The following is a 17,093-nucleotide window of genomic DNA, read 5'->3' as shown; positions in this document are numbered from 1 at the left end:
AAAATACGGACGTTTGCGTTTCGGCACCGAATATGATATACTACTTATAATAACTTCTGTGGAGCTGGTCTTGCTCCCACGGATGCCATACCCGCCAAGGAGGATCAAACGATGAAAGTTCTCAAAGCTCTGCTTGCTGTGTTCACGTTCTTAGCTGCCGCGCTGACCTGCGCATTGCTCTTTGTGCAGGAAAAACATGCTCCCCGTTATATCCAGATCTATACCGGCGAGCACGACTGAGCCGCCGATCAAACAACAACAGCCGCCGTGCAGTGAAAAACTGCACGGCGGCTGTTTCATCTTATACGCTTATCGCAGAACGATCTCGTCGTTCTCGGCGTCCACGGTCAGGCTGCTGCCCGAAGCGAGGGTGCCGTCGATGATCTTCTCGGCGGCGGGGTCCTCCACGGCCTTGCGGATGACGCGGCGCAGGTCGCGCGCACCGAATTTGCCGCCCTGGCTTTTGACGACCAGCGCATGGAGGGCTGCCGGGGTGTAGCTGTACCGGATGCCCTTGGCCTCCATGCTGGGCTTGTATTCGTCCAGCATGAGGGCAGCGATGCCTTCCAGCGTCTCCTGCCCCAGCGGTCTGAAGGTGATGACCTCGTCCACGCGGCCCAGAAATTCCGGGCGGAGGAACTGACTCAGGGCCTTGCGGCTCTTTTCCTCGCTGAGCTGGTCCTGGCTCTTGTTGAAGCCCAGACCGGCGGTGGACTGGTCGCTGCTGCCCGCGTTGGAGGTCATGCAGATGACGGTGTTGGAGAAATCGACCGTCCGGCCCTGGGCGTCGTTGATCTTGCCCTCGTCCAGGATCTGGAGCAGGATGTTCATGACGTCGGGGTGGGCCTTTTCGATCTCATCGAACAGCACGACGCTGTAAGGGCGGCGGCGGACCTTTTCGGTCAGCTGACCGGCCTCCTCGTAGCCGACATAGCCCGGAGGCGAACCGATCATGCGGGACACCGCATATTTTTCCATATATTCGCTCATATCGAGGCGGATGAGCGGGTCCGGCCCGTCGAAGAGCTGGCTGGCCAGCTGCTTGACCAGTTCGGTCTTGCCGACGCCGGTGGGGCCGACAAAGATGAAGCTGGCGGGGCGGCGGCGGCCGGACAGGTCGGCGCGGCTGCGCTTGACGGCCTGTGCCACCAGATGGACGGCCTCGTCCTGCCCGATGATCTTCTTTTTCAGTTCGCTTTCCAGGCTGGCGAGCTTGGCGTACTCGGTCTCCCGGATCTTCACGGCGGGGATGCCGGTCCACAGCTCGATGACCTTGGCCACATCGTCCATGGTCACCTGGATCGCGCTGGCAGCGGCCTGCTTTGCGGGCAGCTCGCTCTCCAGCTGGGCCATCCGGGTCTTCCGCTCGGCCACCCGCTCATAGTCGATGGGCTCGTTGACGTCGGCGTTCTCCATCTCGGCTTCTTCCTGCCGGAGGGCGTCCAGCTCCTTCTGCATTTCGAGGTACTCCGAGATGACCGGGTGGGCCAGATTGCAGCAGGCGCAGGCCTCGTCCAGCAGGTCGATGGCCTTATCGGGCAGGTAGCGGTCGGTGATGTACCGTTCGCTCAGGGTGACGGTTGCGCTCAGCACATCGGCGGGCACCTGCACATGGTGGTGCTCCTCGTAGTAGTGCTTGATGCCGTTCATCACGGCCAGCGTATCGGAGACGCTGGGCTCCTCCACCCGCACGGGCTGGAAGCGGCGCTCCAAGGCCTGGTCTTTCTCGATATACTTGCGGTACTCGTTGAAGGTCGTGGCACCGATGACCTGGATCTCGCCGCGGGAGAGGGCCGGCTTCAGGATGTTGCCCGCGTTCATGGCACCCTCGCTCTCACCGGCCGAGGTGATGGTGTGGATCTCGTCGATGAACAGGATGACGTTTCCGGCTGCCTTGACCTCGCTCAGCAGGCCCTTGACCCGCTGCTCGAACTGGCCGCGGAACTGCGTGCCTGCCACAAGGCTGGTCAGGTCCAGCAGGTAGATCTCCTTATCCTTCAGCCCGGCGGGCACCTCGCCTCTGGCGATGCGCTCGGCGATGCCCTCCGCGATGGCGGTCTTGCCGACACCGGCTTCGCCGATGAGGCAGGGGTTGTTCTTCTGGCGGCGGCTCAAAATCTGGATGGTGCGGTAGATCTCACGGTCGCGGCCGATGATGTCGTCCAGCCGGCCCTCCCGCGCCTTGCGGGTCAGGTTCTCGCAGTAGGTGTCCAGAAATTTGCGGCGGGGCGGCTTTTTGCCGCTCTTGCCGGGCTTTTTGTCCCCCTTGGGAGCGTCCTGCTCCCCGCCGTTCATGCTCAGCGGGAACGTTGCACTGGAGCCGGGCATGAGGTCTTCGTCCCCATCCTCACCGCTCTGCGGCTGCCCCATGTTCATCATCATAGAGAACGGATTGCCGGAGCCGTCGCCCAGCTCCTGCATCATGTTTTCCATCCGGTCTTCCATGTTGTCCATGTCCTCGTCCGACATGCCGAACTGCTTCATCAGATCCTCCACCGGCTTGATGTGCAGCTCGCGGGCACAATGCAGGCAGTACCCCTCGTTTTTCATCTGGCCGTTCTCCATCCGCTGGACGAAGATGATGGCCGGACGCTTTTGGCATCGAATGCAGACCATAGTTCCTCCTTCAGGTCCCACCCGTTTACAGGAACGGGTTGAACAAATTGAATGCTTTATAGTAAAGGCTGCTGCTCATCACGGTGTCGTTGAGCACCGTGAGATTGCCGCCGGTAATGACGATGATGGCCCAGACCACGCAGAGCACCAGATAGATGTCCACCAGACTGGCTAGTGCGCCCACCGTATAGCCCAGCCCGCGGTTGACGGTGCCGATGACGGGCAGCTTGTTCACCAGCCCCAGCACCGTGACCAGCAGGCTGACGAGCATCCGCAGCAGGGCGAATGCCACGAAGAACAGCACCAGCGAGATCACCGGCGTCAGCAGCGGGGCCAGCACCTTCTGGACGATGACGTCGGCCAGAAGGACGGCGTTGTCGTTGAGCACGGCGGAGATGGAGCGCTCGCAGGCCTCCACGATGGAAGCCCGGAAGCTCTCCGGCAGAAATCCCGCGTACCGGGCCGCGATGCCGGAGAGGCTGACGGCCCCGTCTGCCGAGATGCTGGCGGCGATCTGGTCCCGGAAGCTGCCGGCAAAGAACCGCTCGAACACCTGCCCGGCGGCCCAGCCGGAAAACTGCCGGGCCCCGAACAGGCTGATGAGATTGCCCGTCAGCTGCACGACCCCCGCCAGAAAGCCCTTGCGGGCGTAGCGGATGGCCAGAACGAGCCAGACCACCGTACATAGGATATCAAAAATAAATGACGGATTCTTGAACATACAACATGATCCTTGTTACTTTCTGCCGCAGAGTGCCAATCAAATCGCATTCTCCCCTCGCTCCAAAGCTCTTACTCCTGCGGCGGCTCCAGCACCTGTGCCGTATTGCCGCTGAACAGCAGCAGCTCCTTGGCGTCGGCCAGAAGTGCCTGGGGCTTGGCCGCAAGGGTCTGGCTCCACTGCCGCTCCCCGGAGACAGTGCAGCACTCTACCCCGCTGTCGGACAGCAGATAGAACAGGCTGCCCGCCCGGACGATGGCGTTGGCCGATGCCACCGAGCCGCTGAACTGGACGTTCAGGTTCTTGTCCAGCAGCACGGCCTGATGCAGCTGGCCGGACCCCAGCAGCAGGGCGATATTGCCCGCTGCATCCACCGAGACGTCCTTCAGGGTGTTCCCGGCGAACTCGTAGGCTGCGCGCTCGCCGCCGCCCGCGTTGTAGAGCACGACGCGGGTGTCGTACACGGCCAGGAGGGTGGACGCCGAGGTCCAGCCCAGCCACTGGGGCACACCGCTCTGGTTCGCAATGCTCACAGGGTCCCCCGATGCCAGATTGATGAGGTAAAGGTTCGTCATCATCTGGCCGCCGCTGGCTGTGACGGCGGCTGCCGCCAGCTTCCGGCTGTCGGGCGAGAAGGCCATCCGCAGCGGGGTGCCGTCGTTGGAGCTCATGCTCCAGCGCAGCACTTCTTCCATGTTGGCGTTGTAGACCAGCAGCTTCGCCATGGCGCTGATGTCCTCTGTGACCACGGCCAGATTGCCGTTGTCGGCCACCGCGCAGAGGAAGATGCTGTTTTCCATCTGTTTGGTATAGAGATTCTGGGTGCGGCTCTCCACCCGCAGCTCATTGCCGGACCGGTTGTAGAGCACAAAGCGGTTTCGGCCTGCGGCCAGAGCCGGGCGGGCGTAGCCGCTCTGGATGCTGTTCAGCTTTTTGCCGCTGCGGGAGTAGACGACGCAGCCCTCCTTGCCCAGCTCCACAAAGCTGCCGGTCAGCGGCTCCACCTGCGTCACCTCGGAAACGCCGGTCTGCTGCGGCCAGCCGGAACCGGGCAGCAGCGCGATGCGGGCCGTGTCGATGAAGTCCTTTGCCATCGTCACCGAACTGCCCACCACGCCGGTGGCAAACAGCACCACCGCCGTCAGCAGCACCAGCAGGACGGCCGTCCGCCGGATGCGCCGGGTGCGCACCCGCTGGCGGGCCTGCTCCAGATATTCGACACGCCCCGCCGAGAGCGGCTCGTCGTTTTCCGAACGGCCGCGGGAAATCTTACGCATTCGCTTCGCCCTCTCCCTTGTAATCTACGCATTTCAGGAACAAGCCCTGCGCGGGCAGGGTCGGCCCGGCCAGGCTGCGGTCCCGGCTGGCCAGGATGCCCGGTACGGCGTCCGGGTCCAGCCGCCCGGCACCGGCCTCGCACAGGGTCCCCGCCAGGATGCGCACCATATTATATAGGTAGCCGTCTGCCGTCACGGTGATCTCCAGGTCGTCGCCGTTCCGCACAACACTGCAATCCGTAATGGTGCGGACGGTGTCGCCGTGGGCCGCTGCCGAGCTGCCCGCCGCACAGAGGGCGAGAAAATCGTGCGTTCCCACAAACTTCCGCGCCGCCTGCTGCATCTTGGTCTCATCCAGCCGCCGGGGGACGCGAGTGTAGTACTTCGCGTCGAAGGGCGAGTCGATGGGGCTGTTGTGGATGCGGTAAAGGTAGGTCTTGGTGTGGGCGGCATACCGGGCGTGGAAATCCTCCGGCACGATGCGGGCCGACAACACCCGGATATCCGGCGGCAGATGCTGGTTGAGTGCCAGCGGCAGCTTTTCCGGCGGGATGCGGGTGTCGGCGTGGAAGTTCAGCGCGAAGCCCAGCGCATGGACCCCCGCGTCGGTGCGGCTGCAGCCCTTGATGTCGGGCCGGGTGCCCAGCACGGCCTCCAGACCGTCCTGAAACGTCTGGGCCACGCTCCGCCCATTGGGCTGCACCTGAAATCCGCAGTAATTCGTGCCGTCGTAGGCTAAAAGAAGCAGAAAATTCATAAAAGTTCGTTGCAGATCGTTTCCCTCTCCGTCATTGCTTTGCAATGCCACCTCTCCCGAAGGGCGAGGTTTTTCGCCTTTTCCGAAACCGGTCAAAGCTCCCCCTTCGGGGGAGCTGGCAAAGCCGTCAGGCTTTGACTGAGAGGGTGAGAAAGTGTTTAGAAATTCGGGAACACCAGCCGCGAGGACAGGATGAGCGCAAAGCAGACGATGCAGACGGCGAGGTCGATGTAATCCTGCCGGGTGCAGCGCAGCACCTTCAGGCGGGTGCGGCCATCGCCGCCGCGGTAGCAGCGGCACTCCATGGCCATGGCCAGCTCGTCGGCACGGCGGAACGCCGAGATGAACAGCGGGATGAGCACCGGCACCAGCGCCTTGATCCGCTCGGTCATGGTGCCGCTGTCCAGCATGGCACCACGGGCCTTCTGGGCGTTCATGATCTTATCCGTCTCCTCGATGAGGGTCGGGATGAAGCGGAGGGCGATGCTCATCATCATGGCAAGCTCATGCACCGGGAAGTGCAGCCTGCCCAGAGGCTTGAGCAGCTGTTCGATGGCATCCGTCAGCACGATGGGGCTGGTGGTGTAGGTCAGCAGGCTGGTGCCTGCGATGAGGGCCATGACGCGGACGGCCATCAGCACGGCGTAGCGGACGCCCTCGGCGTAGATCTTGAAGATCCAGAACTGCACCAGCGGGTCGCCCTCGCCGGAGACGAAGAAGAGGTTCAGCACAGCCGTAAAAAGGATGATGGGCAGGATGGGCTTCAGGCTCTTCAAGATCAGCTTGAAGGGGATCTTCGCCACGGCATACATCGCCACGAGGAAGAGGATGGACAGCGTCAGACCCAGCGGGTTGGACGCTGCGAACAGCAGGATGATATAAGCGATGGTCAGCACCAGCTTGAGCCGGGGGTCAAATTTGTGCACAAGGCTGCTGCCCGGAAAATGCTGGCCGATGGTGATGTCTCTCAGCATTCGGACACGCCCCCTTTCCGGCTCTGCTCACGGGGCAGGACGAGGCTCTCGCCCGCATCCCGCCGCTGTTTGGCTTCCAGGATCATCTTGACGGCATAGGGCACGGTGTACACGTCCGCCGGGACATCCACGCCCATCTCCCGCAGCTTCAGGAAGATCTTCGTCACCTGTGGCACCGACAACCCCAGTGCGAGCAGCTCCGGCGCACGGGCGAAGACCTGCTCCACGGTGTCGTACATCGCGATCTTCTTGTTGGACATGACCAGCACCCGGTCGGCATACTTGGCGATGTCCTCCATGCTGTGGGAGACCAACAGCACGGTGGTGCCGGTCTTCTTGTGGTAGTTCTTGACTTCGGACAGGATCTCGTCCCGGCCTTCGGGGTCCAGACCGGCGGCAGGCTCGTCCAGCACGAGGATGCGGGGCTTCATGGCCATGACGCCCGCCACCGCCACGCGGCGCTTCTGGCCGCCGGACAGTTCAAAGGGGCTGCGCTCCAGCAGGGCCTCGTCCAGGCCGACAAAGCTGGCGGCCTCGTGGACGCGGCGGTCGATCTCGGCCTCGTCCAGCCCCATGTTCTTGGGGCCGAAGGCGATGTCCTTGTAGCAAGTCTCCTCAAAGAGCTGATATTCCGGATACTGGAACACCAGCCCCGTCAGGAACCGGAAGTCCCGGATCTTTTCCGGCTCGGCCCACAGGTCGCGGCCATCGATGAAGATCTTGCCGCTGGTGGGCTTGTTCAGACCGTTCATGTGGGTGATGAGGGTGCTCTTGCCGGAACCGGTGGCACCGATGATGCCGACGAAATCGCCCTCTTCCACCTCGAAGCTCACATCGTCCAGCGCGGTGACGGCGTTGGGCATGCCGGGGTTATACACATAGCTCAGATGTTCGACTTTGATGATGCTTCCCATTGCGTCCGCCCTCCTTTACTGCAGCAGCTCATAGAGAGCCTGTGCGCATTCGCCGGTGTCGATGATGCCTTCCGGCATGGGGATGCCGGCCTTGACCAGCTCGTCCCGCAGTTCCGCCGCCTGGGGCACATCCAGCCGCAGGGCGCGGACCTTCTCGGTCTGGCTGAACACCTCTTTCGGGGTGCCCTCCATCACCACATGGCCCTGGCTCATGACCAGAACGCGGTCGGCCTGCGCGGCCTCTTCCATATAATGAGTGATGGCGACGACCGTGATGCCCAGATCCTTGTTCAGGCGGTGGATGGTCTGCATCACCTGCTCGCGGCCGCGCGGGTCCAGCATGGCGGTGGCTTCGTCGAGGATGAGGCAGTCGGGCCGCATGGCGACGACGCCCGCGATGGCGACGCGCTGTTTCTGGCCGCCGGAAAGGTTGTGCGGGGCGCGCTCGCGGTACTCGTAGATGCCCGCCATCTTCATGGCATCGTCCACGCGGCGGCGCATCTCTTCGGGCGGGACGCCGAGGTTCTCCAGCGCAAAGGCAACGTCTTCCTCCACCACGGTGGCCACGATCTGGTTGTCCGGGCTTTGGAACACCATGCCCACCTTCTGGCGGATGTCATAGATCTTCTCTTCGTCTCTGGTATCCATCCCCTCCACCAGCACGGTGCCGCTTTCGGGCAGGAGGATGGCATTGAAGTGCTTTGCGAGGGTGGATTTGCCGCAGCCGTTCGCACCCAGAACGGCCACGAACTCGCCGCGCTGGACCCCCACCGACACGCCGTTCAGGGCGTAGACCGGCTGCTCCGGGTCGTAGCGGAATTTCAGCGCATTCGTTGTCAGGATCGTTTCTTCCATTTGTGTTTCTCTTTCCGGTGGTGCGCCTTCTCAAAAGGCTGTACCCCATTCTATACGATATCTTTTTTGCAAAAAGGTGAGTCTTCGTGCAACCTTTTATTCTTCCCAGATCGCGGTCGCGCCGCAGGGCACGACGCCGCCGGTGGCCGAGACCGGCAGGCCGATCTCATCGCAGCTGGTCTTGCCGCCAAAGCGGGGCACCAGCGTCGTGTGGAGCATATACTCCATGACGGCGGGCGACAGGCCGGTGGTGTAGCTGTTGACGGCAAAGAAGAGCGGCTTGTCGCTCAGCACTTCTTCGCACTGGCTGACGAGGTCGTAGATGCAGTCTTCCAGCTTCCAGATCTCGCCGCCGGGGCCGCGGCCATAACTCGGCGGGTCCATGATGATGCCGTCGTAGGTGTTGCCGCGCCGCTTCTCGCGGGCGACGAACTTGGCGCAGTCGTCCACCAGCCAGCGGATGGGCTTGTCGGCCAGACCGCTGGCGGCGGCGTTGTCCTTGCCCCAGGCCACGATGCCCTTGGAGGCATCCACATGGCAGACGGTGGCCCCCGCCGCCGCACAGGCCAGCGTAGCGCCGCCGGTGTAGCCGAACAGGTTCAGCACTTTGATGGGTCGGCCCGCCGCGCGGATCTTCTTCGCATACCAGGCCCAGTTGACGGCCTGTTCCGGGAACACGCCCGTGTGCTTGAATCCGGTGGGGCTGACGATGAGGGTCAGCTTGTCTTCCCCCTCGCCGCAGGAGATCTTCCACTTTTCGGGCAGACGGCGGCGGTACTCCCACTCGCCGCCGCCCTGATTGGAGCGGTGGTAGATGGCATCCGCCTTGGCCCAGAGCGGGCTCTGCTGCGGCGTCTTCCAGACCACCTGCGGGTCGGGGCGGACGAGCAGCGTCTCGCCCCAGCGCTCCAGACGGTTGCCGCCGGTGGCATCCAGCAACTCATAATCTTTCCATGTATCTGCGGGGCGCATAAGCGTCCTCCTTTCCTCTTAAAACAGGCTCTGCTGGCCGTTGTCCTCCGGGGAGGCGCTCTCCGGGGCCTTCAGGCCAAGGTGTTCGTAGGCGAGCCGGGTGGCACAGCGGCCGCGCGGTGTGCGGGTCAGGAACCCCATCTGCATCAGATAGGGCTCACAGAGGTCTTCCAGCGTGACGGCCTCTTCGCCGAGCGCTGCCGCCAGCGTTTCCAGACCCACCGGGCCGCCGTTGTACATCTCAATGATGGCGCGGAGCAGGCTGCGGTCCAGCTCATCCAGACCCAGCGCATCCACGTCCATCCGTTTGAGGCTCATCAGGGAAACATCCCGGTCGATGATGCCGTCGCCCAGCACGGTGGCGAAGTCGCGGACGCGCTTGAGGAAGCGGTTCGCCACACGGGGCGTGCCCCGGCTGCACTTGGCCAGCTCGTAGGCACCCTCCGGGGTGATGGGCTGATCCAGGATGCCCGCCGAGCGCTGGATGATGCGGCTCAGCTCATCGGGGCTGTACAGCTCCAGCTTGAGCAGCACACCGAAGCGGTCCCGCAGGGGGCCGGTGATCTGGCCCGCACGGGTGGTGGCACCCACCAGCGTGAAGCGGGGCAGGTTGATGCGGATGCTCTGGGCGCTGGGGCCCTTGCCGATCATGATGTCCAGCGCATAATCTTCCAGCGCCGGATAGAGCACCTCTTCCACCTGCCGGGACAGGCGGTGGATCTCGTCGATGAAGAGCACGTCGCCCTCCTGCAGGTTGGTCAGCAGGGCGGCCAGATCGCCGGGCTTCTCGATGGCGGGGCCGCTCGTGATGCGGATCTGGACCCCCATCTCGTTGGCGATGATGCCCGCCAGCGTCGTTTTGCCCAGGCCCGGCGGGCCGTAGAGCAGGATGTGATCCATCGGCTCGCCGCGGCGCTTGGCCGCTTCCAGATAGATCTTCAGGTTCTGCTTGACCTTGTCCTGACCGATGTAGTCTTCCAGATGCTGGGGACGGAGGCTGTTTTCCTCGTTGTCCGCCGTGGTCAGGCCCGGCTGCATCATTTTTGCGCCATAGAGCGCGGTTTCGTCCTGCATGGATTACCTCCTGCCTGCCATGCCCCGCAGGGCCAGCTTGATGATCTCTTCCACGGGCAAGGTGCCGTCGATCTTGGAGACGGCCAGGGCGGCTTCGCTCTGGCTGTAGCCCAGCGACACCAGCGCCGCAATGGCCTGCCCGGCCCCCTGAGCGGCGGGCGTGTCGGCCGCAGCACCGGCCACGTCTTCCAGATTGATGCCCTCCACGAAGCCCTTGGCCACCTTGTCCTTCAGTTCCAGCACGATGCGCTGGGCCAGCTTGGGGCCGACGCCGGACGCGGCCTTGAAGGCCTTGTGGTCGCCCGCCGAGATGGCCAGCGCCACCCGGTCCGGCTCCATGACGCTCAGGATGGCAAGGCCGACCTTGGGGCCGACGCCTGACACCGCCGTCAGCATCTCGAAGCAGGCCTGTTGCTCCTCGGTGGCAAAGCCGTACAGGCTGACGTCGTTCTCGGTCACGCTCATCACGGTGTAGATGGTGGCGTCCTTCCCCACACCGGGCAGCGCACCGGCCACGCTGGCCGGGCACTGGGCAAAGTAGCCCACGCCGCCGCAGCTGAGCACCACGGCGTTCAGCGTCTTTTTGATGATCTTTCCAGTCAGACAGTAAATCATAAAACCTCTCAGTCAGCGCATTCGCGCTGCCAGCTCCCCTGTCAGGGGAGCCTTTGGCAGGTCGGGCAGGCCCGGCAAATGCAGTGCGCTGCCCTCATTCTAAAAGCTTCCGCTTCAGATCGGCCCCACGCCCTGGCGGCGGAACCGGTTGAGCTGGTTGCCGTTGGTGTGGCAGAACGTGATGGCCATCGCCAGAGCATCAGCGGTGTCGTCCGGTTTGGGGATCGCAGGCAGATGCAGCAGGATGCGGGTCATCTCCTGCACCTGTTTCTTCACGGCCTTGCCGTAGCCGGTGACGGCCTGTTTCACCTGCATGGGGGTGTACTCGTAGATGGGCAGGCCCGCCTGCGCCGCCGCCAGCAGGATGACGCCGCGCGCCTCGGCCACGCCGATGACGGTAGTCTGGTTGTGCTGGTAGAACAGCTTTTCGATCGCCAGCACCTCCGGCTGTGTCCGCTCGATGACCTCCCGGATGCCGACATACACCTCATCCAGCCGCCGCTCGAACGGCACCCCGGCATCGGTGCACACCGCGCCGAAATCCACCGGCGCAAACCGGTTGCCTGCATAGTCCACAACGCCCCATCCCACGATGGCATACCCAGGGTCGATGCCCAAAACTCTCATTCTGCGATACCTTTCCTATTATAATCAATCCATTATACCACAATCCATGGGCCAGAGCAACGGAGAACACAACCAGTTTGCGGAAACCTCCACCCAAATCCCAAAAATCATACAAAACCTTCTTTATTTTGTCATAACTGTTCCGTATAATAGAAGATAGGGACTCTTTGAAAACACCCGTCCCAGGCTGTGGGACGATTTTTAAGAACGCTACATGGATACAGGAGGAACACTCATGGCAAACGAAAAGATCCTTGTCGTGGATGACGACGTCAATATCTGCGAGCTGCTGCGGCTCTATCTGACCAAGGAGGGCTATCAGGTCACCATCGCCAACGACGGCGAGGAAGGTCTGGAAAAGTTCAATCAGGTCAAGCCGGACATGGTCCTGCTGGATGTGATGATGCCCAGGATGGACGGTCTGGAAGTCTGCCGCCGCATCCGCAAGCTGGGCAATACGCCGGTGATGATGCTCACGGCCAAGGGCGAGACCTTTGACAAGGTGCTGGGCCTGGAACTGGGCGCGGACGACTACATGGTCAAGCCCTTTGACGCAAAAGAGGTCGTGGCCCGCATCAAGGCGGTGCTGCGCCGCTGCCAGACCAGCACGGCGGCTGCCGAGAGCACCGAGGGCGTCATCGAGTTCGACAACCTCCGCCTGGATATGAACAGCTACGAGCTGCGGGTCAAGGGCAAGGTGGTGGAGGCTCCCCCCAAGGAGCTGGAGCTGCTCAACTGTCTGGCCTCCCACCCGAACCGCGTCTATACCCGCGACCAGCTGCTGGACGAGGTGTGGGGCTTCGAATACTACGGCGACAGCCGCACCATCGACGTCCATGTCAAGCGCCTGCGCGAGAAGCTGGCCGGTGCCTCCGACAAGTGGGAGCTCAAGACCGTCTGGGGCGTGGGCTATAAGTTCGAGGTGCGTCAGTAATGCGCAAAAGTATTTCCGTCACCTTCTTTTCGGTGGTGGCGACCCTTCTGGTGCTGGGCACGGCGGTGATGGGCTGCTCGGAGTGGGTCCTGTTCAACCGCTACTTTGCGCAGGAGCGGTACGAAGCGCTGGACAGCGTGGCCGAGGTCACCCGGCGGGCGGCAGACTACGTGGTCCAGCAGGCGGCCCTGCCCAAGGGCGAGGAACTGGACGCGCTGAGCACCAAGCTGGAGATCATCGGCGAGAGCGCCGAAGCCTATCTGTTCCTGACCGATGAGGACGGCCATGTCCTCATCACCTCCAACCCGGCGCAGCTGGCGGAGGATGCCGTGCCGCAAGCCCTGATGGCCAGGGTGGGGGATGAGAAGCCCTACCATGTCCTGAGCACGCTGGATGGCGTCCTGACCGAAAAAAGCTACGTTTCCGTGCGGAAAATGATGGACGACAACGGCGCTTGCAGCGGCTATCTCTTCCTGTGCTCGTCCGGTGCACGGCTGACCGATTTCAAGGAGGAGTTCTGGTCGAACTTCTTCTTCTCGGCCTGCATCATGCTGCTCTGCGCCAGTGTGCTGACAAGCGTCCTGATGCGGCGGCTCACCGACCCGCTGCAAAAGATCACCGAGGCTGCGCAGCGGTTCGGCGGCGGGGATCTCTCGGTCCGCGTTGAGGGGGTCGAGGGCGAAGGCGAGGTCGTGGACCTGGCCCACACCTTCAACCAGATGGCCGAAAACATCCAGTCCAACGACAATTCACGCGGCCAGTTCATGGGCAACATCGCCCACGAGCTGCGCACCCCGATGACCACCATCAAGGGCTTCATCGACGGCATTCTGGACGGCACCATCCCGCCCGACATGCAGAACCATTATTTGCAGCTGGTCAGTGAGGAGACCGGCCGTCTGGCCCGGCTCATCCAGAACATGCTGGACCTGTCCAAGCTGGAAAGCGGCGAGTATCAGGTGAACGCCCGGATGTTCAACATCTGGGAGACCCTGACCGGCGTGGCGCTCTCGGCAGAACAGCGGATCAACGACGGCATGATCGAGCTGGAGGGCCTGACCATGGACGAAAAAGTTCTGGTCTATGCCGACCCCGACCTCATTCATCAGGTGGCGTACAACCTTCTGGACAACGCCATCAAGTTCACCCCGGCGGGCGGGACCATCCGGTTCCACGTCGAGAAGCTGGGCCCGGAGGTGGAGGTCTCCATCTGGAATTCCGGCCAGGGCATCAGCCCAGAGGCGCTGCCATATGTGTTCCAGCGCTTCTATAAGGAAGACCGCTCCCGCGGCCTCCACGCCCGCGGCGCAGGCCTGGGCCTGAACATCTGCAAGGTGCTGGTCAACCTGTCCGGCGGCCAGATCCGGGTCGAGAGCCAGCAGGGCGAGTGGTGCCGGTTCGTGTTCACCCTGCCCACCTGCCCGCCCAACCCCGGCGAGATCAAGCGTCTGCCCGACGAAGCGGGCCGTCCGGTGCCGGTGGAAGACCCCGCCAGCATGAAGCCGGTCAACTGAATCCTGCACAGCCAGGCTGTTCCGTAGCGTGGAACGGCTTGGCTGTTTTTTGCATGATGGGGGCCGCAAAAGGGATTTTTGCGACTTTTCCGTGAAAAACACGGCTGCGGATTTGATTTTTTCTGCGTTTTCATGTAAACTAAGAATAGCTATGTCTACCCTGAATTCTGTCCCTGTGCGGAGCACAAAAACAGGACGCATGGCAAAACTTTTTGAAAAAATAACGGAGAGTACAAACGAACATGACGATTGTAAGTCCTTCGATCCTTTCAGCCGATTTCACGAAGCTGGGCGCAGACTGCCGGATGGTGCTGGACGCCGGGGCGCAGATGCTGCACTACGATGTGATGGACGGCCATTTCGTGCCCAACATCAGCTTTGGTGTGCCGGTGCTGAAGAGCCTGCACAAGGGGATGCCCGCGGCGTTCTACGATGTGCACCTGATGATCAGCCACCCGCTGGCTTATGCCGAGCCGTTTGCAAAGGCGGGGGCCACGCTGCAGAATTTCCATCTGGAATGTGAGGACGATATCCAGCAGACCATCGACGCCATCAAGGCGCAGGGGTGCAAGGTCGGCCTGACCATCAAGCCGGGCACGGCCCCGGAGGCGCTGGCTCCGTATCTGGACCAGCTGGATCTCGTTCTGGTCATGAGCGTGGAGCCGGGTTTCGGCGGGCAGAAGTTCATGCCCTCGGCGCTGGAAAAGCTGCGCTGGCTGCGCGAAGAGCGGGCCAGACGGAGCGCCCATTTCCTTCTGGAAGTGGACGGCGGCGTGGACGACGCCACGGCTCCGCTCTGCGTGGAGGCCGGTGCGGACATTCTGGTGGCGGGCAGCGCCGTCTTTGGTGCGGCAGACCCGGCAGCGGCTGTGCGTCGTCTGGCTGCGCTGTGAGAGGTGCTGAGCCATGGATGAAACTTTGATCCGGGCGCAGCAGCGGGAACTGACCCGGACGGGCCGCTACTACCGGCATGTCTGCTGGATGGCCGTCCCGCTGCTGTGCATGTCCTGCTATTTCTACGGGCTGCGGCCGTTGCTGCTCTGCGGCGCGGCGGTGATCACCGGCAATCTGTGCGACCGTCTGGTCTCACTGCTGCGCCGGCGCGTTTACCAGTCCAACGATTTTTCCAGCGAGAGCTTCGCGCTCCTCATCGCGCTGCTCATGCCCGCCACGGTGGATTGGTACGTCCTCATTGCGGCGGTCCTGGCCGGTGTCTTTATCGGCAAGGAGGTCTTCGGCGGTTACGGCAGCTACCCGTTCCACCCGGCGGCGGTGGGCTACGTCATCGCGGCGGTGTCCTGGCCGGAACAGGTGTTCCAGTACCCCCAGCCGTATACCGCCATCCCCCTGTGGGATGCGTCGGCTGTGCCGGTGTCGGATACCATCTCCCGGACCCTGCGCAGCGGCGGCATCCTGAACCTCAGCCCGATCTCGCTGGTGCTGGGCGAGTATGCCGCCCCTATGGGCACCGGTGCGGCGCTGGTCATTCTGGCCTGCGGGCTGTTCCTGTGGTATCAGAAGGATACCCGCCTGAGTGCCGCCGTCAGCTTTCTGGTGACGAGCGCCCTCATCGCGTTTCTGTTCCCCCGGCAGGTGGGCCTGTTGGACACTTCCTTTGCGGCCAGCCTGCTCCCCCGTTTGCAGTGTGTGCGGGATGAGCTGCTGACCGGCGCGATGCTGTTCAGCGCGGTCTTCCTGCTGAACGAGCCCTATACCTGTGCCCATCACCGCATCGGGCGCATTTTGTACGGTGTGCTGGTGGGTGCCGCGACCATGGGCTTCCGCTACTTTGGCGTCTATGATACCGGGGTCTGCTTTGCACTGCTCACGGTCAACAGCATTTCCGGCTGGCTGGACCGCACCGAGACCCGCCTGTACCGTCTGCTGGGCTGGAAGGAGGATGCGGAATGAAACGTCACGTTGCAGAAATGATCACCCGCGACCCCGAAAAGTTCGCACACCATGACCGCGTCTTCAAAAATAACCCGGTCGTCATGCAGGGCATGGGCCTGGCTCCGCTGGTGGTGCTGGCCACCAGCGGCAGAAACGCCGTGATGCTGGCGGTGGCCGTGGCCCTGCTGCTGACGCCCTCGCGGATGCTGGCCTGCCTGCTCAGCCGTCTGTGCCCCCTGCGGGACGAGCGCCCGGTCCCCGAAGAGCTGGAAAAGAAGCTGCTGCCCCGCGCCTTTGTCTACAGCGGCAGCGCCGCCGTGGTGTATCTGGCGGTGTATCCCATCCTGAACGCCCTCTTCGGCACCGACCTGCTGACGCTGGGCATCTACCTGCCTCTGCTGGTGGTGGAGCCGCTGCTGACCTACCGCTTCGGCCGTGTGCAGGAAACGATGCACAAGGCTGTTTCCAAAGGTCTGCGCATCACGCTGGGCTATGCGCTGATCCTGCTGCTGTTGGGCTGTGTGCGCGAGTGGCTGGCCCTCGGCAGCGTGTTCGGCATCCCGCTCGGCCGCTCTGTCCTGCCCATGGCCGGGATGCCGGCGGGCGGTTTCATCGTGCTGGGCGTGGTGTGCGCCATCTGGCGCGCACTGGCCCGCAAGCGGCAGAAATACCTGAAAAATGAGGCGCGCGGCTATCTGGCCGTGCATCCGCAGGAGAACCGGAAGGAGGCAGAACAATGAGCGACGTGCTGCACCTGGTAGGCGTCTTCTTCAACTATGCCGTTCTGGCCATCTTTGCCCAGAACGCCGTCTTCACCCGCAGTCTGGGCGTGTCCCGGCTGGTCCAGCTCGTCGGCGACGAGCGGACGAGCAGCTGGTGGTTTGCCCTGATGCTCTGCATCACGCAGGTGCTGGTGGCTCCGCTGGTCTATTTTGCGGGCAGCTTCATTGCCCCGCTGCCCAACCGCGCCCAGCTGCGCCCGGTGATGTATCTGACCTGCATCGCGGCGGTCTGCCTGTTTGAGCTGCTGGTCCTCAAGCTGGCAAAAGGCCCCCGCAGCGGCCAGCTCATCCGCATCCTGCCTGTGGCCGCCGTCAACAGCGGTGTGCTGGGCACAGTGCTGGTCGAGCGCACCCAGAGTTTCACGCTGGAACAATCCCTCGGCTTCGGCCTGGGCAGCGGCCTGGGCTATCTGCTGGCCGTCATGCTGGTGACGGAAGCACAGAACCGTCTGCGCAGCCGGGCCATCCCGGAGGCATTCCGCGGCCTGCCCGTCACGCTGATCTACATCGGGGTGCTGGCACTGGCCATCTATGGCTTTACCGGCCATTCTGTGATCTTGTAAAAGAC

General features: G+C 62.9%; 18 protein-coding genes. 7 read left to right on the top strand and 11 right to left on the bottom strand.

Going from position 1 to position 17,093, the window contains the following annotated elements:
• Window positions 1-111: 111 nt before the first annotated feature.
• Complete coding sequence (locus I5P96_RS14225; RefSeq protein WP_255535529.1) at window positions 112-240, top strand: hypothetical protein; 129 nt, start codon at window positions 112-114, stop codon at window positions 238-240.
• A gap of 69 nt (window positions 241-309) precedes the next feature.
• On the opposite strand, the gene I5P96_RS13490 is transcribed toward I5P96_RS14225, so the two are convergent.
• From I5P96_RS13490 to ruvC, 11 genes are all read right to left on the bottom strand, one after another.
• Window positions 310-2,616: an ATP-dependent Clp protease ATP-binding subunit gene (locus I5P96_RS13490; protein ID WP_207685914.1), complete on the bottom strand. Its 2,307-nt coding sequence runs from the start codon at window positions 2,614-2,616 to the stop codon at window positions 310-312.
• 25 nt (window positions 2,617-2,641) lie between these two features.
• The gene (locus tag I5P96_RS13485; RefSeq protein ID WP_097792979.1) at window positions 2,642-3,337 is read right to left on the bottom strand and encodes a hypothetical protein; all 696 of its coding nucleotides are present in this window, start codon (window positions 3,335-3,337) and stop codon (window positions 2,642-2,644) included.
• 71 nt (window positions 3,338-3,408) lie between these two features.
• A complete protein-coding gene (locus I5P96_RS13480; RefSeq protein WP_223382572.1) occupies window positions 3,409-4,614 on the bottom strand; it encodes a DUF5711 family protein in 1,206 nt (401 codons plus the stop codon).
• Window positions 4,607-5,371 (bottom strand): tRNA pseudouridine(38-40) synthase TruA, encoded by a 765-nt coding sequence (gene truA / locus I5P96_RS13475; RefSeq protein WP_223382571.1) that lies wholly within the window; start codon window positions 5,369-5,371, stop codon window positions 4,607-4,609. The genes I5P96_RS13480 and truA overlap by 8 nt, the downstream gene beginning before the upstream one ends.
• A 158-nt stretch (window positions 5,372-5,529) precedes the next feature.
• On the bottom strand, window positions 5,530-6,345 hold the full coding sequence (locus I5P96_RS13470; RefSeq protein WP_097792976.1) for an energy-coupling factor transporter transmembrane component T family protein: 816 nt from the start codon (window positions 6,343-6,345) through the stop codon (window positions 5,530-5,532).
• Window positions 6,339-7,259, bottom strand: a complete 921-nt coding sequence (locus tag I5P96_RS13465) for an energy-coupling factor transporter ATPase (RefSeq protein WP_097792975.1) — start codon at window positions 7,257-7,259, stop codon at window positions 6,339-6,341. Before I5P96_RS13465 ends, I5P96_RS13470 begins: the two co-directional genes overlap by 7 nt.
• 15 nt (window positions 7,260-7,274) lie before the next feature.
• On the bottom strand, window positions 7,275-8,114 hold the full coding sequence (locus I5P96_RS13460) for an energy-coupling factor transporter ATPase (RefSeq protein WP_223382570.1): 840 nt from the start codon (window positions 8,112-8,114) through the stop codon (window positions 7,275-7,277).
• 96 nt (window positions 8,115-8,210) lie between these two features.
• Window positions 8,211-9,086 (bottom strand): class I SAM-dependent methyltransferase, encoded by an 876-nt coding sequence (locus tag I5P96_RS13455; protein ID WP_223382569.1) that lies wholly within the window; start codon window positions 9,084-9,086, stop codon window positions 8,211-8,213.
• Window positions 9,087-9,104: 18 nt separating this feature from the next.
• A complete protein-coding gene (ruvB, locus tag I5P96_RS13450; RefSeq protein WP_097792972.1) occupies window positions 9,105-10,160 on the bottom strand; it encodes a Holliday junction branch migration DNA helicase RuvB in 1,056 nt (351 codons plus the stop codon).
• 3 nt (window positions 10,161-10,163) lie between these two features.
• Window positions 10,164-10,775 (bottom strand): Holliday junction branch migration protein RuvA, encoded by a 612-nt coding sequence (ruvA, locus tag I5P96_RS13445; protein ID WP_097792971.1) that lies wholly within the window; start codon window positions 10,773-10,775, stop codon window positions 10,164-10,166.
• A gap of 114 nt (window positions 10,776-10,889) precedes the next feature.
• A complete protein-coding gene (gene ruvC / locus I5P96_RS13440; protein WP_118552135.1) occupies window positions 10,890-11,402 on the bottom strand; it encodes a crossover junction endodeoxyribonuclease RuvC in 513 nt (170 codons plus the stop codon).
• 235 nt (window positions 11,403-11,637) lie between these two features.
• Between ruvC and I5P96_RS13435 the strand changes: the two genes are divergently transcribed.
• The 6 genes from I5P96_RS13435 to I5P96_RS13410 all read left to right on the top strand — a co-directional run bounded on the left by I5P96_RS13435 (window position 11,638) and on the right by I5P96_RS13410 (window position 17,088).
• The gene (locus I5P96_RS13435) at window positions 11,638-12,336 is read left to right on the top strand and encodes a response regulator transcription factor (RefSeq protein WP_097792968.1); all 699 of its coding nucleotides are present in this window, start codon (window positions 11,638-11,640) and stop codon (window positions 12,334-12,336) included.
• Window positions 12,336-13,850, top strand: coding sequence for a sensor histidine kinase (locus I5P96_RS13430; protein WP_223382568.1), 1,515 nt, complete (start codon window positions 12,336-12,338; stop codon window positions 13,848-13,850). The genes I5P96_RS13435 and I5P96_RS13430 overlap by 1 nt, the downstream gene beginning before the upstream one ends.
• A gap of 242 nt (window positions 13,851-14,092) precedes the next feature.
• Window positions 14,093-14,743 carry a ribulose-phosphate 3-epimerase gene (rpe, locus tag I5P96_RS13425; protein ID WP_223382567.1) on the top strand — a complete coding sequence of 217 codons (651 nt, stop codon included), beginning with the start codon at window positions 14,093-14,095 and terminating at the stop codon, window positions 14,741-14,743.
• Between the two features lie 13 nt (window positions 14,744-14,756).
• The gene (locus I5P96_RS13420) at window positions 14,757-15,761 is read left to right on the top strand and encodes an RnfABCDGE type electron transport complex subunit D (protein WP_223382566.1); all 1,005 of its coding nucleotides are present in this window, start codon (window positions 14,757-14,759) and stop codon (window positions 15,759-15,761) included.
• The gene (locus I5P96_RS13415; RefSeq protein ID WP_223382565.1) at window positions 15,758-16,483 is read left to right on the top strand and encodes an Rnf-Nqr domain containing protein; all 726 of its coding nucleotides are present in this window, start codon (window positions 15,758-15,760) and stop codon (window positions 16,481-16,483) included. The genes I5P96_RS13420 and I5P96_RS13415 overlap by 4 nt, the downstream gene beginning before the upstream one ends.
• Window positions 16,480-17,088 (top strand): Rnf-Nqr domain containing protein, encoded by a 609-nt coding sequence (locus I5P96_RS13410; RefSeq protein WP_223382564.1) that lies wholly within the window; start codon window positions 16,480-16,482, stop codon window positions 17,086-17,088. Before I5P96_RS13415 ends, I5P96_RS13410 begins: the two co-directional genes overlap by 4 nt.
• Window positions 17,089-17,093: the final 5 nt, after the last annotated feature.

Origin of the sequence: Faecalibacterium prausnitzii (assembly GCF_019967995.1) — a bacterium.
Lineage (GTDB): Bacteria > Bacillota > Clostridia > Oscillospirales > Ruminococcaceae > Faecalibacterium > Faecalibacterium prausnitzii_E.
Note: the sequence above shows the minus strand (reverse complement) of the source record. Positions and strands in the feature narration are given on the sequence as shown.

Excerpts from the sequence above, each read along its gene's own strand:
- I5P96_RS13480 (WP_223382572.1), bottom strand. The coding sequence starts at position 4,614 with ATGCGTAAGATTTCCCGCGGCCGTTCGGAAAACGACGAGCCGCTCTCG.
- I5P96_RS13415 (WP_223382565.1), top strand. The coding sequence starts at position 15,758 with ATGAAACGTCACGTTGCAGAAATGATCACCCGCGACCCCGAAAAGTTC.
- I5P96_RS13430 (WP_223382568.1), top strand. The coding sequence starts at position 12,336 with ATGCGCAAAAGTATTTCCGTCACCTTCTTTTCGGTGGTGGCGACCCTT.
- I5P96_RS13460 (WP_223382570.1), bottom strand. The coding sequence starts at position 8,114 with ATGGAAGAAACGATCCTGACAACGAATGCGCTGAAATTCCGCTACGAC.
- I5P96_RS13485 (WP_097792979.1), bottom strand. The coding sequence starts at position 3,337 with ATGTTCAAGAATCCGTCATTTATTTTTGATATCCTATGTACGGTGGTC.
- ruvC (WP_118552135.1), bottom strand. The coding sequence starts at position 11,402 with ATGAGAGTTTTGGGCATCGACCCTGGGTATGCCATCGTGGGATGGGGC.
- I5P96_RS13490 (WP_207685914.1), bottom strand. The coding sequence starts at position 2,616 with ATGGTCTGCATTCGATGCCAAAAGCGTCCGGCCATCATCTTCGTCCAG.
- I5P96_RS13435 (WP_097792968.1), top strand. The coding sequence starts at position 11,638 with ATGGCAAACGAAAAGATCCTTGTCGTGGATGACGACGTCAATATCTGC.
- ruvB (WP_097792972.1), bottom strand. The coding sequence starts at position 10,160 with ATGCAGGACGAAACCGCGCTCTATGGCGCAAAAATGATGCAGCCGGGC.
- truA (WP_223382571.1), bottom strand. The coding sequence starts at position 5,371 with ATGAATTTTCTGCTTCTTTTAGCCTACGACGGCACGAATTACTGCGGA.
- rpe (WP_223382567.1), top strand. The coding sequence starts at position 14,093 with ATGACGATTGTAAGTCCTTCGATCCTTTCAGCCGATTTCACGAAGCTG.
- I5P96_RS13455 (WP_223382569.1), bottom strand. The coding sequence starts at position 9,086 with ATGCGCCCCGCAGATACATGGAAAGATTATGAGTTGCTGGATGCCACC.
- I5P96_RS13470 (WP_097792976.1), bottom strand. The coding sequence starts at position 6,345 with ATGCTGAGAGACATCACCATCGGCCAGCATTTTCCGGGCAGCAGCCTT.
- I5P96_RS14225 (WP_255535529.1), top strand. The coding sequence starts at position 112 with ATGAAAGTTCTCAAAGCTCTGCTTGCTGTGTTCACGTTCTTAGCTGCC.
- I5P96_RS13420 (WP_223382566.1), top strand. The coding sequence starts at position 14,757 with ATGGATGAAACTTTGATCCGGGCGCAGCAGCGGGAACTGACCCGGACG.
- I5P96_RS13465 (WP_097792975.1), bottom strand. The coding sequence starts at position 7,259 with ATGGGAAGCATCATCAAAGTCGAACATCTGAGCTATGTGTATAACCCC.
- ruvA (WP_097792971.1), bottom strand. The coding sequence starts at position 10,775 with ATGATTTACTGTCTGACTGGAAAGATCATCAAAAAGACGCTGAACGCC.
- I5P96_RS13410 (WP_223382564.1), top strand. The coding sequence starts at position 16,480 with ATGAGCGACGTGCTGCACCTGGTAGGCGTCTTCTTCAACTATGCCGTT.